Source organism: Streptomyces sp. NPDC058773 (assembly GCF_042746015.1).
Taxonomy (GTDB): Bacteria; Actinomycetota; Actinomycetes; order Streptomycetales; family Streptomycetaceae; genus Streptomyces.
Genome location: NZ_JBHYPE010000008.1, coordinates 93,307 through 110,845 on the forward strand (window position 1 = coordinate 93,307; position 17,539 = coordinate 110,845).

The 17,539-nt window shown below is 70.4% G+C and carries 16 protein-coding genes and 5 tRNA genes; 12 read left to right on the plus strand and 9 right to left on the minus strand.

Annotated features, from left to right (window positions below; genetic code table 11):
• Positions 1-27 precede the first annotated feature (27 nt).
• Both ACFW5B_RS09875 and ACFW5B_RS09880 read left to right on the plus strand, forming a co-directional pair.
• Positions 28-234 (plus strand): acyl-CoA carboxylase epsilon subunit, encoded by a 207-nt coding sequence (locus tag ACFW5B_RS09875; RefSeq protein ID WP_386435988.1) that lies wholly within the window; start codon positions 28-30, stop codon positions 232-234.
• Between the two features lie 294 nt (positions 235-528).
• Positions 529-1,185, plus strand: coding sequence for a DUF4360 domain-containing protein (locus ACFW5B_RS09880; protein WP_386435991.1), 657 nt, complete (start codon positions 529-531; stop codon positions 1,183-1,185).
• A 134-nt stretch (positions 1,186-1,319) separates the two neighbouring features.
• Here the strand turns inward: ACFW5B_RS09880 and ACFW5B_RS09885 are convergent, their stop codons facing one another.
• The 8 genes from ACFW5B_RS09885 to ACFW5B_RS09920 all read right to left on the minus strand — a co-directional run bounded on the left by ACFW5B_RS09885 (position 1,320) and on the right by ACFW5B_RS09920 (position 11,646).
• Entirely contained in the window at positions 1,320-1,898 is a 579-nt protein-coding gene (locus tag ACFW5B_RS09885) for an ATP/GTP-binding protein (RefSeq protein ID WP_073447656.1), read from the minus strand.
• Positions 1,879-2,466 (minus strand): DUF742 domain-containing protein, encoded by a 588-nt coding sequence (locus ACFW5B_RS09890; RefSeq protein WP_386435996.1) that lies wholly within the window; start codon positions 2,464-2,466, stop codon positions 1,879-1,881. The genes ACFW5B_RS09885 and ACFW5B_RS09890 overlap by 20 nt, the downstream gene beginning before the upstream one ends.
• Positions 2,467-2,550: 84 nt before the next feature.
• On the minus strand, positions 2,551-2,964 hold the full coding sequence (locus ACFW5B_RS09895) for a roadblock/LC7 domain-containing protein (protein WP_018087204.1): 414 nt from the start codon (positions 2,962-2,964) through the stop codon (positions 2,551-2,553).
• Positions 2,965-2,974: 10 nt separating this feature from the next.
• Entirely contained in the window at positions 2,975-6,073 is a 3,099-nt protein-coding gene (locus ACFW5B_RS09900; protein WP_386435998.1) for a nitrate- and nitrite sensing domain-containing protein, read from the minus strand.
• Between the two features lie 401 nt (positions 6,074-6,474).
• Positions 6,475-7,068: an ATP/GTP-binding protein gene (locus ACFW5B_RS09905; RefSeq protein WP_386436000.1), complete on the minus strand. Its 594-nt coding sequence runs from the start codon at positions 7,066-7,068 to the stop codon at positions 6,475-6,477.
• Positions 7,049-7,459 (minus strand): DUF742 domain-containing protein, encoded by a 411-nt coding sequence (locus tag ACFW5B_RS09910; RefSeq protein WP_030416114.1) that lies wholly within the window; start codon positions 7,457-7,459, stop codon positions 7,049-7,051. The genes ACFW5B_RS09905 and ACFW5B_RS09910 overlap by 20 nt, the downstream gene beginning before the upstream one ends.
• Before the next feature lie 101 nt (positions 7,460-7,560).
• A complete protein-coding gene (locus ACFW5B_RS09915; RefSeq protein ID WP_386436319.1) occupies positions 7,561-7,974 on the minus strand; it encodes a roadblock/LC7 domain-containing protein in 414 nt (137 codons plus the stop codon).
• Positions 7,975-7,983: 9 nt separating this feature from the next.
• Positions 7,984-11,646 carry a nitrate- and nitrite sensing domain-containing protein gene (locus ACFW5B_RS09920; protein WP_386436003.1) on the minus strand — a complete coding sequence of 1,221 codons (3,663 nt, stop codon included), beginning with the start codon at positions 11,644-11,646 and terminating at the stop codon, positions 7,984-7,986.
• A 591-nt stretch (positions 11,647-12,237) separates the two neighbouring features.
• Between ACFW5B_RS09920 and ACFW5B_RS09925 the strand changes: the two genes are divergently transcribed.
• The 9 genes from ACFW5B_RS09925 to ACFW5B_RS09965 all read left to right on the plus strand — a co-directional run bounded on the left by ACFW5B_RS09925 (position 12,238) and on the right by ACFW5B_RS09965 (position 16,196).
• On the plus strand, positions 12,238-12,420 hold the full coding sequence (locus tag ACFW5B_RS09925; RefSeq protein WP_386436006.1) for a hypothetical protein: 183 nt from the start codon (positions 12,238-12,240) through the stop codon (positions 12,418-12,420).
• An 82-nt stretch (positions 12,421-12,502) separates the two neighbouring features.
• Positions 12,503-13,276 carry a fumarylacetoacetate hydrolase family protein gene (locus ACFW5B_RS09930; RefSeq protein ID WP_386436009.1) on the plus strand — a complete coding sequence of 258 codons (774 nt, stop codon included), beginning with the start codon at positions 12,503-12,505 and terminating at the stop codon, positions 13,274-13,276.
• Positions 13,269-14,750: a glutamate--tRNA ligase gene (gene gltX / locus ACFW5B_RS09935; RefSeq protein ID WP_386436011.1), complete on the plus strand. Its 1,482-nt coding sequence runs from the start codon at positions 13,269-13,271 to the stop codon at positions 14,748-14,750. Before ACFW5B_RS09930 ends, gltX begins: the two co-directional genes overlap by 8 nt.
• A gap of 102 nt (positions 14,751-14,852) precedes the next feature.
• The gene (locus tag ACFW5B_RS09940; protein WP_386436013.1) at positions 14,853-15,578 is read left to right on the plus strand and encodes an HAD family hydrolase; all 726 of its coding nucleotides are present in this window, start codon (positions 14,853-14,855) and stop codon (positions 15,576-15,578) included.
• A gap of 88 nt (positions 15,579-15,666) precedes the next feature.
• Positions 15,667-15,738: transfer RNA gene (locus ACFW5B_RS09945), tRNA-Gln, on the plus strand.
• Positions 15,739-15,759: 21 nt separating this feature from the next.
• A tRNA-Glu gene (locus ACFW5B_RS09950) sits at positions 15,760-15,832 on the plus strand.
• Positions 15,833-15,921: 89 nt separating this feature from the next.
• Positions 15,922-15,994: transfer RNA gene (locus ACFW5B_RS09955), tRNA-Glu, on the plus strand.
• A 16-nt stretch (positions 15,995-16,010) separates the two neighbouring features.
• Positions 16,011-16,082: transfer RNA gene (locus ACFW5B_RS09960), tRNA-Gln, on the plus strand.
• Positions 16,083-16,123: 41 nt separating this feature from the next.
• Positions 16,124-16,196: transfer RNA gene (locus tag ACFW5B_RS09965), tRNA-Glu, on the plus strand.
• A 45-nt stretch (positions 16,197-16,241) separates the two neighbouring features.
• Here ACFW5B_RS09965 and ACFW5B_RS09970 read toward each other — a convergent pair.
• Positions 16,242-16,889 (minus strand): MerR family transcriptional regulator, encoded by a 648-nt coding sequence (locus ACFW5B_RS09970; protein WP_386436015.1) that lies wholly within the window; start codon positions 16,887-16,889, stop codon positions 16,242-16,244.
• An 89-nt stretch (positions 16,890-16,978) separates the two neighbouring features.
• Here ACFW5B_RS09970 and ACFW5B_RS09975 point away from each other — a divergent pair, with 89 nt between their 5' ends.
• The gene (locus tag ACFW5B_RS09975; RefSeq protein ID WP_386436018.1) at positions 16,979-17,458 is read left to right on the plus strand and encodes a DUF4188 domain-containing protein; all 480 of its coding nucleotides are present in this window, start codon (positions 16,979-16,981) and stop codon (positions 17,456-17,458) included.
• Positions 17,459-17,539 lie beyond the last annotated feature (81 nt).

The following is a 17,539-nucleotide window of genomic DNA, read 5'->3' on the forward strand; positions in this document are numbered from 1 at the left end:
GCCCACCGCGACGACGGAGAAAACACCGTGAATCCTGCCCACCGCACCGATGCCATCCGCGTGGAGAAGGGACAGGCCAGCGAGGAGGAGCTCGCTGCGCTGACCGCCGTCCTGCTGGCCCGCGCCGCCCACCGGCCGTCCGCCGCCCCCGCCCACCCGCGCGCCACCGCCGCCCGGTGGCGCCGCCTGGAGCGCCAGATCGGCTTCCACGGGGCGACCAGCTGGCAGCGATAGCGCTCTGACGCACGCCGTTTCCGACTATGGGGCCCCGCCGTTGCGGCGGGGCCCCTGGTCGCGTTCCCGGGGGCCGGGAGGGCGTGCTTCGCGTCTGCGCCGCCCAGCCACCAACAACCCCTTTCGGACCCGGTGTTCCGGTTTGGCAGGGCGCGTCCGGATCAAGGCGTAGGTTCGCCCCAATCCTGGGGAGCGGAGCTGTGCAAGGGGCGGCAGTCGTGCTGGCATGCGCTCGTCATTTCTTCTCCTGGTGTTCCCGCACGGCGGGCCTAGGACGACCGGAAGGAAAGGCCCATGCTCAGCACGCTCAGTGCTGGTGCCGCAGTGGCATCGTTGCTCCTCGCCGGATCGGCATCCCCCACCACCACGGCCCGGTTCGGCGACGACCCGCCGACCGGCAAGATCACCATTACCGTCGCCACGGTCAACGGTTCGGGCTGCAGACCCGGCAGCGCCGCAGTGGCCATCGCCCCCGACAACACCGCGTTCACCGTCACCTACAGCGAATACCTCGCCCAGGCGGGCAACGGCAGCAGACCCACCGACTCCCGCAAGAACTGCCAGATCGCGCTGAACGTCCATGTCCCGCAGGGCTTCACCTACGCGATCGCCCGCGCCGACTACCGTGGTTACGCCTCGCTGGCCCGGGGCGCCAAGGGGCTGGAGTCGGCCGGCTACTACTTCCAGGGCCAGCAGCAGACGGCCCGTAAGAGCCACAGCTTCACCGGTCCCTACGACACCAACTGGCAGACCTCGGACGAGACCGACATCGACGCGCTGGTGTACGCACCCTGCGGCGAGGAGCGCTACTTCAACATCAACACCGAGCTGAGGGTGGACGCCAAGGGGGCGGACCCCAAGTCGACCAGCTACATGGCCATGGACTCCACCGACGGCAGCATCAACACCCTGTACCACTTCGCCTGGAAGCAGTGCCCCGAGCGCCGCTGACGCCCGGACGCCGAACGGGGCCCGTACACCGGCGTGTACGGGCCCACGGCACGACGAAGGCCCCCGCACCGAGCCGGTGTGGGGGCCTTTCGTCGTTGCGCGCGTGCGGGCACGGGGCGCCCGGACGCGTCCTACTAGCGCAGCCGGGCCATCAGGGCGTGCTCCACGAGCGTGATGAGCGCGCTCTTGGCCTCGCTGCGATGCCGCGCATCGGTGGTGATGATCGGCGCGTCCGGGCCGATCTGCAGCGCCTCACGCACCTCGTCGGGCGTGTAGGGCTGATGTCCGTCGAAGCCGTTGAGGGCGATGACGAACGGGAGGCCGCTGTTCTCGAAGTAGTCGACCGCGGGGAAGCAGTCGGCGAGACGGCGGGTGTCGACCAGCACCACCGCGCCGATCGCGCCGCGGACCAGGTCGTCCCACATGAACCAGAATCGGTCCTGGCCCGGCGTACCGAAGAGGTACAGGATCAGGTCCTGGTCCAGGGTGATCCGGCCGAAGTCCATGGCCACGGTCGTGGTCGTCTTGTCCGGCGCGTGCGTGAGGTCGTCGATGCCCGCCGAGGCGGAGGTCATCACGGCTTCGGTGCGCAGCGGGTTGATCTCTGAGACGGCCCCGACGAACGTGGTCTTGCCCACGCCGAAGCCGCCCGCCACCACGATTTTCGCGGAGGTGGTGGAGCGGGCTGCACCGCTAGAGCTTGCGAAGTCCACTGAGCACCCTTTCGAGCAGTGTCACATCTGGCTGTCCGCCGGCGGTCTCGTCCCCGCCGGGCTGATGGATGGCGACGAGTCCGGCCTCTGCCAGGTCGGCGACGAGGATCCGGGCGACGCCGAGGGGGATGGAGAGAAGCGCGGAGATCTCGGCTACTGACTTGATCTCGCGGCAGAGGTGGCAGATGCGCTGGTGCTCCGGCAGCTGGCCCTGCAGCTTCGCGGGGTCGGCGGTCGTGCTGACCAGCGCCTCGATGGCGAGCTGGTAGCGCGGCCGGGTCCGGCCTCCGGTCATGGCGTACGGCCGCACCAGCGGGTTGTTCCCGCTGGTGGGGGCGGGCTCGGGCGCGCGCCGCTGCGGCTGCACCGGCTGGATGCGCGGTGCCTGCGGCTGGTCGTACACCGACGGCTCGTACGGCTGGGAGTCGTACGGCCCGTTCTGCTGCGGGGGCCGCTGCGGCCGGCGGCTCGGCGCAGACGGGAAGTTGAAGCGGTTGTTATGGGTCTCGCCCACAGGTCCGGACTGCTGTCCGGAGCCATACGGGTATCCGCTCGGGGGCGTTGCCACGTCTCCTCCTCCAACTTGCCTGTCTGACGCCGGTCGCGCCACCGAACCCTAAGGCCCGGTGGCGGGAAACGCACTGCCTGTCTTTTAGTTGAGAAGACTTCCCTGCAGTTCGGCGCGCAGATCCGGCGTCAGTACCGTGCCCGCGCGGTCGACCAGCAGGGCCATCTCGTAGCCGACCAGGCCGATGTCGCACTCGGGGTGCGCCAGTACGGCCAGCGACGATCCGTCGGAGACGGACATGATGAAGAGGAAACCACGCTCCATCTCCACCACGGTCTGGTTGACGCTCCCGCCCTCGAAGATGCGGGACGCGCCGGAGGTCAGCGACGTCAGACCGGAGGCCACCGCCGCCAACTGATCGGCTCTGTCACGAGGGAAGCCCTCGGACATGGCGAGGAGGAGACCGTCTGCGGAGACCACGACCGTGTGGGACACCCCGGGGGTGTTGTCCACGAAGTTGGTGATCAACCAGTTCAGATTCTGCGCCGCCTGGCTCATCGGGCTCACACTAACGCTCCTGATCGTAGGTGCTGCCGGGGCCGAAGCCCTGTTGGTCATTCTGGGGGACCCCGGAGGGGTCCGTGCCGACGTTGCGTCCCTGCTGGACGCCGCGGCGCAGGTTACTCAGCCTGCCGCGGACGTCCTCCGGGGCGCGGGAGACCTGGGGGCCGCCCTGCGGGGTCTGCTCCGCGGCACCTTCGACCAGGTTGGCCTTGGGCACCCGCCGGGGGAGGCCGGAGGAGGTGACTCCGCCTGCCTTCGGCTCGCGTAGTCCCCCCGCCCGCTCCCAGCGCTCGTCGTTGGAGCTGCGCCAGTCGGAGCCGTCCTGGCCGGTCTCCGGCGCGCTCCGCTGCTCTTGCACCTGCGGTGCTTGCTGGTCGCGGCCTCCGCGGCGCGGAAGGCCGGCGTCCGTCCGCGCGGGGGCGTCGCTCGGTGTGGGGCCCGGACGCTCGAATGGTACGCGCTCAGCGGCGCCAGCGGGAGCGGCAGTTGCATTCCGGTCAGATTCCGCTTCGGTCCCGAAGTAGCCCTCGAACGCGGGACGTTCAGCCCATTCGTCCGGCTGTGCCGTCTCATGGGAGACGAAGGGCTGCCGGCCCGTGGTCTCGGCGAAACCCGGCTCGCTGAAGCCCTGCCCGCCGAACGCCTGGCCGCCGTGCGACCGGTCGTCGTAGAGCGGTTGATCGGCTTCCGCATATCCCTGGGCCTGCTGGTCCTGGAACGCGCCGCCGGACGGCACCTCGTCACGGAAGAGCGGACGCTCGTCCTGCGGGTAGCCGGGAGCCGGCTCGCCGGTCGCCTGGGCCTCCAGGGCCGCGCGGCGCTCCTCGCGGATCAGCGAGCGGCCCACCATGTCCAGGTCACCGGAGTCCGTCCGGCCGTAACGGCTGTCGTCGAAGCCCAGCTCCGCGGCGGTGCGCTGCTGTCCCTCGTAGCCGCTCTGCTGGTGCTCCGGCACGATGCGGGAGACCGTGAAGTCGTCGTCGAACTGCTCGCCGCCACCACCGTGGGTGATCGCCTCGGGCAGCATGACCAGCGACGTGGTGCCCGCCTGCTCGCCGGAGGGGCGCAGCTGCACCCGGATCCCGTGCCGGTCGGCCAGCCGGCCGACCACGAACAGGCCCATGCGCTGGGAGATCGCGGCGTCCACGCTCGGCGGGTTCGCCAGCTTGTGGTTGATGTCCGCGAAGTCCTCGGGGGTGAGCCCGATGCCCTTGTCGTGGATCTCGATCATCACCCGGCCGTCGGGCAGCCGGGTCGCGGCCACCCGCACCTTGGTCTGCGGGGAGGAGAACGTGGTGGCGTTCTCCAGCAGCTCGGACAGCAGGTGCACGAGGTCGGTCACGGCGGTGCCGTGGATCTCGCTCTCGGGGACCCCGGTGAGGTCGATGCGCTCGTAGGACTCGACCTCACTGATCGCCGCCCGCAGGACGTCGACCAGCGGCACCGGCTGGTTCCAGCGGCGGCCGGGCTCCTCGCCCGCGAGGATGAGGAGGTTCTCACCGTTGCGCCGCATACGGGTCGCGAGGTGGTCGAGCCGGAAGAGGTTCTCCAGCTGGTCCGGGTCCGCCTCGTTGTTCTCCAGGTCGGTGATCAGCTCCAACTGGCGCTCGATCAGACCCTGGTTGCGGCTGGAGAGGTTGGTGAAGATCGCGTTGACGTTGCCCCGCAGCAGCGCCTGCTCGGCGGCGAGCCGGACGGCCTCGCGGTGCACCTGGTCGAAGGCGCGGGCGACCTCGCCGATCTCGTCGGTGGTGGCGATCGGGATCGGCTGGACGCGGGTGTCGACCCGGCCCGGGTCCGTCCGCGAGAGCTGGTCGACCAGCATCGGCAGCCGCTGCTCGGCGATGCCGAAGGCGGCGGTGCGCAGCTGGCGCATGTTGCGGCTCATCCGGCGGGCCATCATGCCGGCCACGACGAAGGCGATGATCAGCGCGGCGAGCACGATGCCGGAGTCGGTGAAGGTCGACTGGCGGGCGTCGTCGGAGATCGCCGCGGCCTCGTTCACGGCCTTGTCGGCCAGGTCCTTCTCGATGGACCGGTACATGTCGAACTTGCCGGTCGCCGCGGCGAAGTAGGTGTCGGAGGTGATGCCGCGCGCACCGAGCGACTCCGGCGCCGCGCCGGTGGCGATCAGGGCGGACATCTGGTCGATCGACGGCGGGGTGCGGAACGGCCGGCCGGCGGCCTGCGCCTGCGCCTTCGCCTGCGCGACCTTCTGCTGCGCGGCCTTCTTGAGCGCAGCGCCGTCCTTCTTGAGGCGCTCGACGTCCTCGGGGGTGCCGCCGGAGGTGTACTCGCCGATGGCGATGCCCTCCAGGTAGCGGTACGAAGCGAAGGCGGTCAGCTGGAGCTTGTGTTCCTTGCCGCCCTGCGGGGAGGCCGGGTCGACCAGGAGGTGGGTGCCGATGGAGCGTTCCAGCGACTCCGCCGCCTTGGACAGTGCGATGGCGTAGACCGTGCGGCCGTAGGAGGTGATGTTGCCGGTGCCCAGGCCGAGTTCGTTGGCGAACTCCATCAGCGGGTGCTGGACCTCGACATAGCCCTCTTCGGTCTGCACACCGTGCAGCTTGGAGGTGTAGGCGGCCTGACGCAGCTGCTGGAGCTTGGGCTCGACCTTCTCGAACGAGGCGAGACGGCGCTGGAGACCCGGCTTGTCCGGAATGGCCTCGGCGGCCCGGTGGAACTTCTCGGCCGCGGCGTCGGTGGTGTCGCGCGCCTGCTGCACCGCCGGGTCGTCCTTCTTGCCCTTGAGCAGCGGTGCCGCGGTGCGGTCCCGCTCATCGATCAGGGCGGTGCTGTAGGAAAGCGCGGCGCGCACCAGCTTCGCGGTGTTCTCCGCGTCCTGCGCTTCCTGCCAGGTCGCGAACGAACTGTCCACGCGCAGACCGCCGAATACGAGGGCGAGCAGTACGGGGATCAGCAGAATGGCGTTCAGGCGGGTCGCCACGCGCCAGTTGCGCGGGGAGTACTTACCACCACTGACCGGAGGCTTCGCGACCGTATTTTCGGGCGCGTCGGAAGCCGGTAGGCCACCTCTGGGCGGCGGTGTGAAGTTACCCCGCCGCGATTCCTGCGGCTCGGGGCTCGCCTTGCTTCGCCTCACTCGACCAACAACCTCTCGGCGCCGGCACTGACTTGCTGTGCCGCTTCTTCTGGGCGTTCCTACTCCGGAGTTCAGCGAATTTCAGCACGTCAGGGCGGTGCGTTCCAAACACTGGGCAAAGGCGGAGCGGGCCCGAAAGGGCCTCAGATAAAAGGGGCGTTAAGGGCGAGCCGCGCCAAAATGCAGGAGAATTGTGAGCGCAGCGAAGCCGGGCATGCGCGCGGGGTGTCGAAAGGCCACTGATTCACTGTCGAAACGTTATGAAGCAAAATTGTGGGCGTGTCGAAGGACACAGATCCACTCAGGGATGCCGGAATCCGGTCCGGGGCAGGGGCCCGGGCCCCCGCCCCTGACAACGGCTGTACGGCCCGCTCGCGCTGCGGGACGGGCCGGCCCCGCGGCTACTGCAGCCGGGCCATCAGGGCGTGCTCCACGAGCGTGATGAGCGCGCTCTTGGCCTCGTTGCGGTGCCGGGCGTCCGTGGCGATGATCGGGGTCCCCGGGCCGATCTGCAGCGCCTCACGCACCTCGTCGGGCGTGTGGGGCTGGTGCCCCTCGAAGCCGTTGAGGGCGATGACGAACGGGAGGCCGCTGTTCTCGAAGTAGTCGACCGCGGGGAAGCAGTCGGACAGCCGCCGGGTGTCGACCAGCACCACCGCGCCGATCGCGCCGCGGACCAGGTCGTCCCACATGAACCAGAATCGGTCCTGGCCCGGCGTACCGAAGAGGTACAGGATCAGGTCCTGGTCCAGGGTGATCCGGCCGAAGTCCATGGCCACGGTCGTCGTGGTCTTGTCCTGGACGTGGCTGAGGTCGTCGACGCCCGCCGAGGCGGAGGTCATCACGGCCTCGGTACGCAGCGGGTTGATCTCCGATACGGCCCCGACGAACGTCGTCTTGCCCACACCGAAGCCCCCCGCCACCACGATCTTGGCGGAGGTGGTGGCGCGGGCCGGATTCCCGTCCGAACCGCTGTCAGAGCTTGCGAAGTCCACTGAGCACCCTCTCGAGCAAGGTCACGTCCGGCGTGCCGCCGGCCTCGCCGCTGCCGCCGGGCTGGTGGATCGCCACCATCCCGGCCTCGGCCAGGTCCGCGACCAGAATCCGCGCCACACCCAGCGGGATGTGCAGCAGCGCGGAGACCTCGGCGACCGACTTCACCTCACGGCACAGGTGGCAGATGCGCTGGTGCTCGGGCAGCAGGCCGGGCAGCTGGGCCGGATCGGCGGTCGTGCTGACCAGCGCCTCGATGGCGAGCTGGTAGCGCGGCCGGGTCCGGCCTCCGGTCATGGCGTACGGGCGCACCAGCGGCTGGTCACCTTCGCTCCCGTACGGCGCTTGGCTGTAGGCGCCGTACGGGCCGGAAGTGGCAGGTGGCGGGGTCATGGGTCCTCCGGGCGGGACAACTGACTGTCGTCGGGTTGGGCCGGTGGGGGGTGCGGCACATGGATGGTGGGAGCGGAACGGAACGGCGCTGCGGACGCCGGTCAGTTCAGCAGGCTGCCCTGCAGTTCGGCGCGCAGGTCCGGCGTCAGCACCGTCCCTGCCCGGTCGACCAGCAGAGCCATTTCGTAGCCGACGAGGCCGATGTCGCACTCGGGGTGCGCCAGTACGGCCAGCGACGATCCGTCGGAGACGGACATGATGAAGAGGAAGCCACGCTCCATCTCCACGACGGTCTGGTTGACGGTCCCGCCCTGGAAGATGCGGGACGCGCCGGAGGTCAGCGAGGTCAGGCCGGAGGCCACCGCCGCCAACTGGTCGGCGCGGTCGCGGGGGAAGCCCTCGGACATGGCGAGCAGCAGACCGTCCGCGGAGACCACCACCGTGTGGGACACCCCGGGGGTGTTGTCCACGAAGTTGGTGATCAACCAGTTCAGGTTCTGAGCCGCCTGGCTCATCGGACTCAACTAACGCTCCTGCTGGTGAGTGGGATCGACAATGCCGTGCGTGCCGGTGGACGACGTCCCGGCCTGCCGGCCTTGCTGAATACCCCGGCGGAGATTGGTCAGCCGCCCGCGCACATCGCCGGGCGCACGCGAGACCTGCGGGCCGCTCTGGGTGGACTGCTGCTGTTGCGCGGTGCCCGCGACGAGGTTCGCGCGCGGGACCCGGCGGGGCAGTCCGGAGGTGGTGACACCGCCCGCGGCGGGCTGGCGGATCTGCTCCGCCTGCCGCCACGTCTCGTCGTTGGGCGAGCTGCGCCACTGGGCGGCCTCGGCCGGCGCCGCGCCACGCGCACCGTTGACCGGAGCCTCGCCGCGCGCGTCGCCGCGTGCCTCGCCCTGCGCCGCGCCGTCCTGCGCCTCGCGGCGCGGCAGCCGCGGGGCGTCGGGCTCGGTGGCGCCCTGGGGCGGTACACCGGCCGCGGCGGACGCCGGGGTGTTGAACCAGTTGGACTCGATGGTGTCGAAGATCGGCGTACGGCCGTCACCGGGACCGGCGTCCGCGTCGCCGAGCACATCGGCGGACGGCGTACCGCTCTCCGGCGCCTGCTGCACCGGGAACTGTCCGGTGCCCTGCGCCTCGTCGGCGTACGCGGCCCGGCCGGCCTCCGGCCGCTGGTACTGGCCGGTGTCGCTGTCGGGGCGCTGGTACTGGCCGGTGTCGGAGTCGGGCCGCTGGTACTGCCCGGTGTCGGAGTCCGGGCGCCGGTACTGGCCCGTCTCGTACTGACCGGTCCCGTACTGACCCACGTCGTCGCCCGGCAGCGCGAACTGCCCGGTGTCGGCGGGGCCGTTGCCCGCGCCCTGGCCGGCCGGACGCGCGCCCTGCGGGCGGCGGCCGCCCTGGGAGCCGTCCGCGGCGGGCGGCGGACCGTCGAAGTCGGGACGGGCGAAGGCCGCGGTGTCGCCGGGGCCACCGCCCGGTGCGGGCCGCTCGAAGCTGCCGGTGGTCTCCGGCTCCTCGTGGCCACGCGGCCGGTCCGGGGTCTCCCGCGGCGTCAGCGGCCAGTCGTCGGAGCCGCCGCGCTCACGGCGCGCGCCCCAACTCGTACCGCCGGACTGCTGCGAGCCCTGGCCGCCGCCGGACTGACCGCCCGGCAGTTCGGCCGCGGCGCCCCGTGCGGGCAGCTGCGGGCGCTCCTCGCGGCGCGGGGCGCCGGTCGGCGGTGCCACGGTGGGTGCCGGGCCGCTGTCCGCACCGCCACGGGTGGGCAGCGAGGGACGGCCGGCCGCCGGGCGGTCGCCGCCCTGCGCCGGGGCACCGGGGGCACCCGCACCGGGCGGAGCCGTACGGCCGGACGGCGCCGGAGCGCCGAAGGCGTTGGGCGCCCCGCCGGCGGGCCCGCCGCGACCGGGCAGCGCGGGCCGCCCGCCGGCCGCCGGGCCGGAACCGACCTGACCGCGCGGCTGGAGCCCCGCGAGCCGGCTGGACGCTCCACCACCGTGGTCGCCGCCACCGCCCTTGGCGCTGCTGGGCGCCGGCTTCTTGCCGCCCTGGGCGACATCGACCGGCAGCATGACCAGCGCGGTCGTGCCACCGGAGTCGGAGGGCCGCAGCTGGATACGGATGCCGTGCCGCAGCGACAGCCGGCCGACCACGAACAGACCCATCCGCCGGGACACCGAGACGTCCACGGTCGGCGGGCTGGCCAGTCGCTCGTTGATCGCCGAGAGGTCCTCGGGGGAGAGACCGATACCGGTGTCGTGGATCTCGACCAGCACCCGGCCGTCGGGCAGCGCGTGACCGGTGACCTTGACCTTGGTCTGCGGGGAGGAGAACGAGGTGGCGTTCTCCAGCAGCTCGGCGAGGAGGTGCACGAGGTCGTTGACGACCCGGCCGGCGACCTCGGTCTGCGGTACGGCGCTGAGCTCGATCCGCTCGTACTGCTCCACCTCGGAGGCCGCGGCGCGCAGGACGTCGACCAGCGGCACCGGCCGGGTCCACCGGCGCCCCGGCTCCTCACCGGCGAGGACCAGGAGGTTCTCACCGTTACGGCGCATGCGGGTGGCGAGGTGGTCGAGCTTGAAGAGCGAGGAGAGCTGGTCCGGGTCGGCCTCGCGGGACTCCAGTTCGGAGATCAGCGAGAGCTGACGCTGGATCAGACCCTGCGAACGGCGCGAGAGGTTGGTGAACATCGCGTTGACGTTGCCCCGCAGCAGCGCCTGCTCGGAGGCGAGGCGGACCGCCTCGCGGTGCACGTCGTCGAAGGCCGCGGCCACCCGGCCGATCTCGTCCCGGCTGTGCACACCGACGGACTCGACGGAGGTGTCCACGTCCTGCGGGTCGGACTCGGAGAGCTGCTTGACCAGCTCGGGCAGCCGGTCCTGGGCGACCTTCTGCGCGGTGTCCTGGAGGCGGCGCAGCGAGCGGACCATGGACCGGGCCACGACGAACGCGCCGACCAGCGAGACGCCGAGGACGAGCAGGATCAGCGCACCGCTGATGATCGCGGACTGGGTGGCCTCGTTGCGCAGCTCGCGGGACTTCTGCTCCATCTCGGAGAGCAGCGTGGTCTCGATGCGCGACATCTCGTCGATCTTGACGGTGTCGGAGTCGTACCAGTCGAGGTAGCGGTAGTCCTGGCTGCGGATGCCGGAACCGCTGGCGAAGGCGCGGTGCGCGAAGGCGACCGCGGCCTTGATCTCGTCGTTGTTGCCGTCCAGACCGCGGGTGAGCGCACCGGCGCTGTTCTCGCCGTTGCTGGTGTAGATCTGCGAGAAGCGGTCGCGGGCCGCCTTCTCGTTGTCCTCGGCGTTACGGCCGGCCAGCCGGTCGTTGGAGGACAGCTGCGGGCCGCCCTCGTGGGCGAGGCCGGCACTGACCAGGGCGCGCTGGATCGACGCGTACTCCTTGGCCGACGAGAACGCCGCCAGCGCACGGGTGGAGCGGATCATCTCCGGGTTGCTGGTCGCCTGGGCCATGTCCTGGGAGAGCGAGAGCAGCGAGTTGATCAGCTGGTTGTAGCTGGTGATGGTCCGCGCCGCGTTGTCCTCGTCCTTGTACGCGTTGTTGCGGATCTCGTTGAGGGTGTTCAGCTGGCGGGTGATCTCCAGGACGGTCGCCCGGACACCGGTCATCGTGGCGTCCTGGCCCCGGATGTCATCGGTGGCCTGGTTGAACGACAGCCGGGCGCGGTCGGTCGCCTCCCGGGGCGCGACGACGTTGGCGTCGTCCTTGACGTTCCCGCTGCCGGCCAGCGGACCGGCCGACTTGTCCCGCTCCACCTGCAACGCGTCGGCGAGTTCGGTCGCCTGCCGGGTCATCTCGGTGAGCAGCTGCATCTTGTCGAGCTGGTCGATGTTCTCCAGCGACGTGCCGATGCGCATACCGCCCAGCGTGGTCGCGGCGACCACGGGGAGCGCGAGCAGGGAGACCAGACGGGTGCTGATGCGCCAGTTGCGCAGCGCCATGCGCGAACCGGGGCCGCTGGGCCCCTTCGACGCCTTGGACTTGCCGCCGTCCGCGGCGTCATTGCCCGGCGCCTGGCCACCCCCGTCGACGGGCAGTGTGCTGCCCCCGCCGGAACCGTTGCCCTGCGCGCGCTGGGGCGAGGAGGCGCGGTCGGTCCCGCCGCGCAGCTCCGGGTCCGCCGCAGCGCTGCCATCCCTCTTGAAACGTCCCTGCACTAGCGTCGCAACCTCTGGACCAGGCGTCCCGCTCGGCGGGACGGTGTCGAGTCGAATGGGGAACCGCGAAGTCCCCCGATGGCGGTCGTGAGTGACCGGCGGGCTGCCCTCTCCGGTCGGAAGAGAACGGCACCACCGCGCGGCGCCTCTTTGCGCCCTGCGCGCCGGCTGAAACGTGCGGCGGTCCGTGGAATTCCAGCACAGTGCCGGATCTCCAACAAGAGCGGAGCCCCGCAGTGTGACGTGGGTGACGCAATGTGCGGAACGCGTCACGTCGGGTAGAAGATTCTGCCGTCGATAACGGACTTTTATCCGCGAGTCGACCGCCCCATCAGGCTGTCCCAGGTGCGGTGATCGGGAGCGGAACGTGCGCTTCAATCCGCCATTGTCCGATTCGCCCAGGGTTGTTGATCATGGGAAATGCGGCATTTGTCACACACTTCGTGAGCAAACTCACAGGAAGATCATTGAGTCCCCCTGCACGTCGCAGGGAATAGCGCGCTTAGCCTGACGCTTTACACAGTTGCCGAGAATGACAAGGCAGCTTTCCGCAAGCCCTTTCCCGACTCCGATGACGCGAGGCATGCAGCAGTGAAGACGACGACGATGTTCCGCAACATAGCCAACCCGCGGCGCACCACCCTGGCCCACCTCACCGACGCCGACGAGCTCGGCACCGTGGCCCCGGAGCACACCGTCGACCTGCCGGCCCAGACCGCCAACCCCCGCCGCACGATCCTGATGACGGCCCCCGAACAGGGCGTCCCCGCGTAATTCGGCGACGGACCGGCAGCGGCCCCGCGATAGCCTGGAGTGTCATCTCCGGCCAGTGATCAATGAGGGGCAACGGCAACCCGTGCGCATCGCCAGATTCTCCATCGACGGCAACGTCGGCTTCGGCGTCGTCGAGGGCGACGAACTCGACGTCATCAAGGGGCATCCCTTCGCGGAATTCGAGCGCTCGGGCCAGAAGGTCCCCCTCGACAAGGTCCGGCTGCTGCCGCCGGTCCTGCCCAACAAGGTCGTCGCGGTCGGCCGCAACTACGCCGAGCACGCCGCCGAGCTGGGCAACGCCGTGCCCGACGAGCCGGTCATCTTCTTCAAGCCGTCGACCACGGTGATCGGCCCCGGCGACCCCATCGGGTACCCCTCCTTCTCCCAGGAGGTGCACCACGAGGCCGAGCTCGCCGTCGTCATCGGCCGGATGTGCCGTGAGGTGCCCCGCGAGCGCGCCAAGGACGTGATCCTCGGCTACACCTGCGCCAACGACGTCACCGCCCGCGATGTGCAGCGGCGCGAGAAGCAGTGGGGCCGCTCCAAGGGCTTCGACAGCTCCTGCCCGCTCGGCCCCTGGGTCGAGACCGGTCTGGACCCCGCCGACATCGCCGCGGGCCTCGCCGTCCAGTGCACGGTCAACGGCGAACAGCGCCAGCTCGGCCGCACCAGCGACCTGGTCCGCCCGGTGGAGGACCTGATCGTCCACATCACCGAGGCCATGACCCTGCTCCCCGGCGACGTCATCCTCACGGGCACCCCGGCCGGGGTCGGCCCCCTCAACGTCGGCGACGAGGTCGCCGTCACCATCGAAGGCATCGGCACTCTCACCAACAAGGTGATCAAGCGTGGCTAACGCGACCCCCGTACGCGTCCGTTTCTGTCCCTCCCCGACCGGTAACCCCCATGTCGGCCTGATCCGTACCGCCCTGTTCAACTGGGCCTACGCACGGCACAACAAGGGCACCCTGGTCTTCCGGATCGAGGACACCGACGCGGCCCGCGACTCCGAGGAGTCCTACAACCAGCTGCTGGACTCGTTCCACTGGCTGGGCTTCGACTGGGACGAGGGTCCCGAGGTCGGCGGCCCGCACGCGCCGTACCGCCAGTCGCAGCGCATGGACCTCTACAAGGACATCGCCGACAAACTCCTCGCGGCCGGTCACGCCTACCACTGCTACTGCACCACCGAAGAGCTCGACGAGCGCCGCGAGGCCGCCCGCAAGGCCGGCAAGCCCTCCGGCTACGACGGCACCTGCCGCGAGCTGACCGCTGAGCGGAAGGCCGCGTACGACGCCGAGGGCCGCACCTCCATCGTCCGCTTCCGGATGCCCGACGAGCCGATCACCTTCACCGACCTGGTGCGCGGCGAGCTGACCTTCACCCCGGAGAACGTCCCGGACTACGGCATCGTCCGTGCCAACGGCGCCCCGCTGTACACCCTGGTCAACCCGGTCGACGACGCCCTGATGGCGATCACCCACGTGCTGCGCGGCGAGGACCTGCTCTCCTCCACCCCCCGCCAGATCGCCCTGTACAAGGCCCTGATCGAGCTGGGCGTCGCCAAGGAGATCCCGGCCTTCGGCCACCTCCCCTACGTCATGGGCGAGGGCAACAAGAAGCTCTCCAAGCGCGACCCGCAGGCCAACCTCAACCTCTACCGCGAGCGCGGCTTCCTCCCCGAGGGACTGCTCAACTACCTTGCGCTGCTCGGCTGGTCCTTCTCCGCCGACCAGGACCTCTTCTCGGTGCAGGACCTGATCGAGAAGTTCGACATCGCGGACGTCAACGCCAACCCGGCCCGCTTCGACCTGAAGAAGGCCGAGGCGATCAACGCCGACCACATCCGGCGCCTGGACCCGGAGGCATTCGTCCGGGCCTGCGAGCCCTGGCTCAAGGCCCCGCACGCCAACTGGGCCCCCGAGGACTTCGACGAGGCCGCCTGGCAGGCCATCGCCCCGCACGCCCAGACCCGCCTCACGGTCCTCTCCGACATCACCGCCAATGTCGACTTCCTCTTCCGCACGGAGCCGGTCGAGGACGAGGCGTCCTGGACGAAGGCGATGAAGGGCGACCCGGTGGCCCTGCTCACCACCGCCCGCGCCAAGCTGGACGCCGCCGACTGGACCGCCGGCCCCGAGCCCCTCAAGGAGGCCGTGCTGGCCGCCGGCGAGGAGCACGGCCTCAAGCTCGGCAAGGCCCAGGCCCCCGTCCGGGTGGCCGTCACCGGCCGCACGGTCGGCCTGCCCCTCTTCGAGTCCCTGGAGATCCTGGGCAAGGAGCGCACCCTCCAGCGCATCGACGCGGCCCTGGCCAAGCTGGCCGGCTGACCCCGCGACCGCCCAAAAGGGGCCCGGACACCGCACGGTGTCCGGGCCCCTGGCGTATCCGGCCCCCGTTCGCCGCGGAGGGGCACGCACTAGATTGCCGATATGCCCCTCCGCGCCGTCCTGTGGGACCTCGACGACACCCTCTTCGACTACACCGGATCGGACCGGGCCGGTGTGCTGCGCCACCTGCGGGCCGAGGGCCTGCTCGACACGTACGGCGGCGAAACGGTGGCCCTGGAGCGCTGGCAGACGGCCATGGAGACCGAGTTCGCCCGCTTCCTCGCGGGCGAGGTGGGCTTCCTCGACCACCGCAGAGGCCGCGCCCGGACGTTTCTGGGGACCCCGCTCTCCGACACCGAGGCGGACGCCTGGTTCGGCCGGTACATCACGCACTACGAGGCCTGCTGGACGCTCTTCCCGGACTCCGCGCCCGCCCTGGCGGCCCTCGCCCCGCTGGCCCGGCAGGCGGTGCTGTCCAACGCCACCACCGCCAACCAGGAGCGCAAGCTGACGGCCCTGGGGATACGCGCCCGCTTCGAGGCGGTGTTCTGTGCCGACGGGCTGGGCCACGCCAAACCGGCCCCGGAGGCGTTCCGCGGCGCCTGTGAGGCGCTCGGCGTCACCCCCGGCGAGGTCGTCCACATCGGCGACAAGCTCGACATCGACGCGCTCGGTGCCCGGGACGCCGGGCTGACCGCCGTATGGCTGGACCGCGCGGGCACCGGAGGGGAGCCGCCTGCCGGGGTGCGCCGGATCGGGAGCCTGTCGGAGCTCCCCGAGCTGTTGCACGGAGTTATCGGTTTTGGTGCGCCGTCCACGATCAGGTAATGTTCTTCCTGCGCCGCCCGAGAGGGGCCGAAAGGCCCGGCCGGGAGGCGCAAGTCAAACAAAACCCCCTCCGGGGGTTGCGCTTTGATGGCCTATGGTGTAATTGGCAGCACGACTGATTCTGGTTCAGTTAGTCTAGGTTCGAGTCCTGGTAGGCCAGCTCGCAGAGCTTATCTGCAAAGCCCCCGTTGTGTAGCGGCCTAGCACGCCGCCCTCTCAAGGCGGTAGCGCCGGTTCGAATCCGGTCGGGGGTACGGATCCTTCCCAGGGAGACGGTCCGGGTCGCACCCACTGTCACTCACGGAGACAAACACCCGGCTTTTGTCGGGTGGGGATCGCTAGGGCCCCCGTTGTGTAGCGGCCTAGCACGCCGCCCTCTCAAGGCGGTAGCGCCGGTTCGAATCCGGTCGGGGGTACTGGTCTAAACCACCATGGGCTATGGTGTAATTGGCAGCACGAGTGATTCTGGTTCATTTAGTCTAGGTTCGAGTCCTGGTAGCCCAGCGCGGTGTGTCCTCGTGGCACATCCAACTGCAGGAAAACTTGCCCCCGTTGTGTAGCGGCCTAGCACGCCGCCCTCTCAAGGCGGTAGCGCCGGTTCGAATCCGGTCGGGGGTACAGAAAGAGGAAGGCCCCCCGCGTCATGCGGGGGGCCTTTCCGCGTCAAAGGCCGTTGCCGAAGCGCTTGTTGGACTCCTCGGCCTCCGCCAGCCGGCGCAGGCCGAGCAGCACCGGCTCGTAGAGCACGGTCAGTGCCACCGCCGCCTCCACCCGCTCCGCCGGGGTCCCGTACTCCTCGACCAGATCCAGGTCGCTCACCGCGAGCCCGGCCGCCGAGTGGGCGTAGGGCAGCAGATCCTCGATGCCGCACGGGTAGCCGAGGCGGTGCAGCGCGGCGATGCCCGCGACCAGCGTCCGGAAGGCCCGGACGTGGTCGGCGATGGCCAGCCCGAACTTCCAGCCGACGCGTTCCAGCAGCTCGGTGGCGGTGCGACGGGCGAGCTCCGTCGAGGGGTCGCTCTCGTCGGGCTCCGGGCCGTGGGGGAGTGCCTCGACGGCGGTGCCCAGACGGGAGAGCTGGTCGCGGGAGTCGTCCTCGACGGCGGTCACGACCTCGCGGGCGGTGCTCACCGGCACCCGGCCGATCTGGATCAGGGCCCGGACGAGCCGGAGCCGCCGCAGATGCTCCTCGTCGTACTCGGACCGGGTCGCGGTGATCCGGCGGCCCGGAGGCAGCAGTCCCTCGCGCAGGTAGTACTTGATCGTGGCGGTGGACACCCCGCTGCGCTCACTGAGCTCTGCCAGTCGCATACCTCTTGCGCCTTCCATTAGGGAGTGGCACTATCCAATCATGGATAGCGGCGTTATCCAATGCCGACGGTGGGACGAAGGGGGCTGTCATGACTGACAAGCCGGTGCAGGGGCGGATGACGGTGAGCGGTACCGACGGGGTGGTGGTCTTCCTCATCGGGATGCGGATCAACAACTGGTGGGCGGTGCGCAGTTGGCTGCCGATGGTCCGGGCGATGCCGCGCATGCTCAAGGAGCTGGCGCGGGAGCCCGCGCGCGGGCTGCTCGGTGTCCGCGCCATACCGGGGCTGCGGAACTTCTCGGTCCTCCAGTACTGGGAGTCCAGGGAGAAGCTGCTGGCGTACGCGAGCGACCGGAGCGGTGAGCACCGGCCGGCCTGGGCCGCCTTCAACCGGCGGGCGCGGGCGGGCCGGGGCGAGGTCGGCATCTGGCACGAGACCTTCGTCGTGCCGGCGGGCTCGTACGAGACCATCTACGGCGATATGCCGCCCGTTGGCCTGGGCCAGGCTCGCGGCCTGGTGCCGGTGGGCCGCCGCGGGGAGCGGGCGGCGGAGCGTCTGGCGTCCTGAGGAGCGGCAGCAGTGCAGCGGGGCGGGGGCGCGCGGGGCGTGCGACACCCCCCCCCCCCCGGGGGGTAACACACCCCCCCC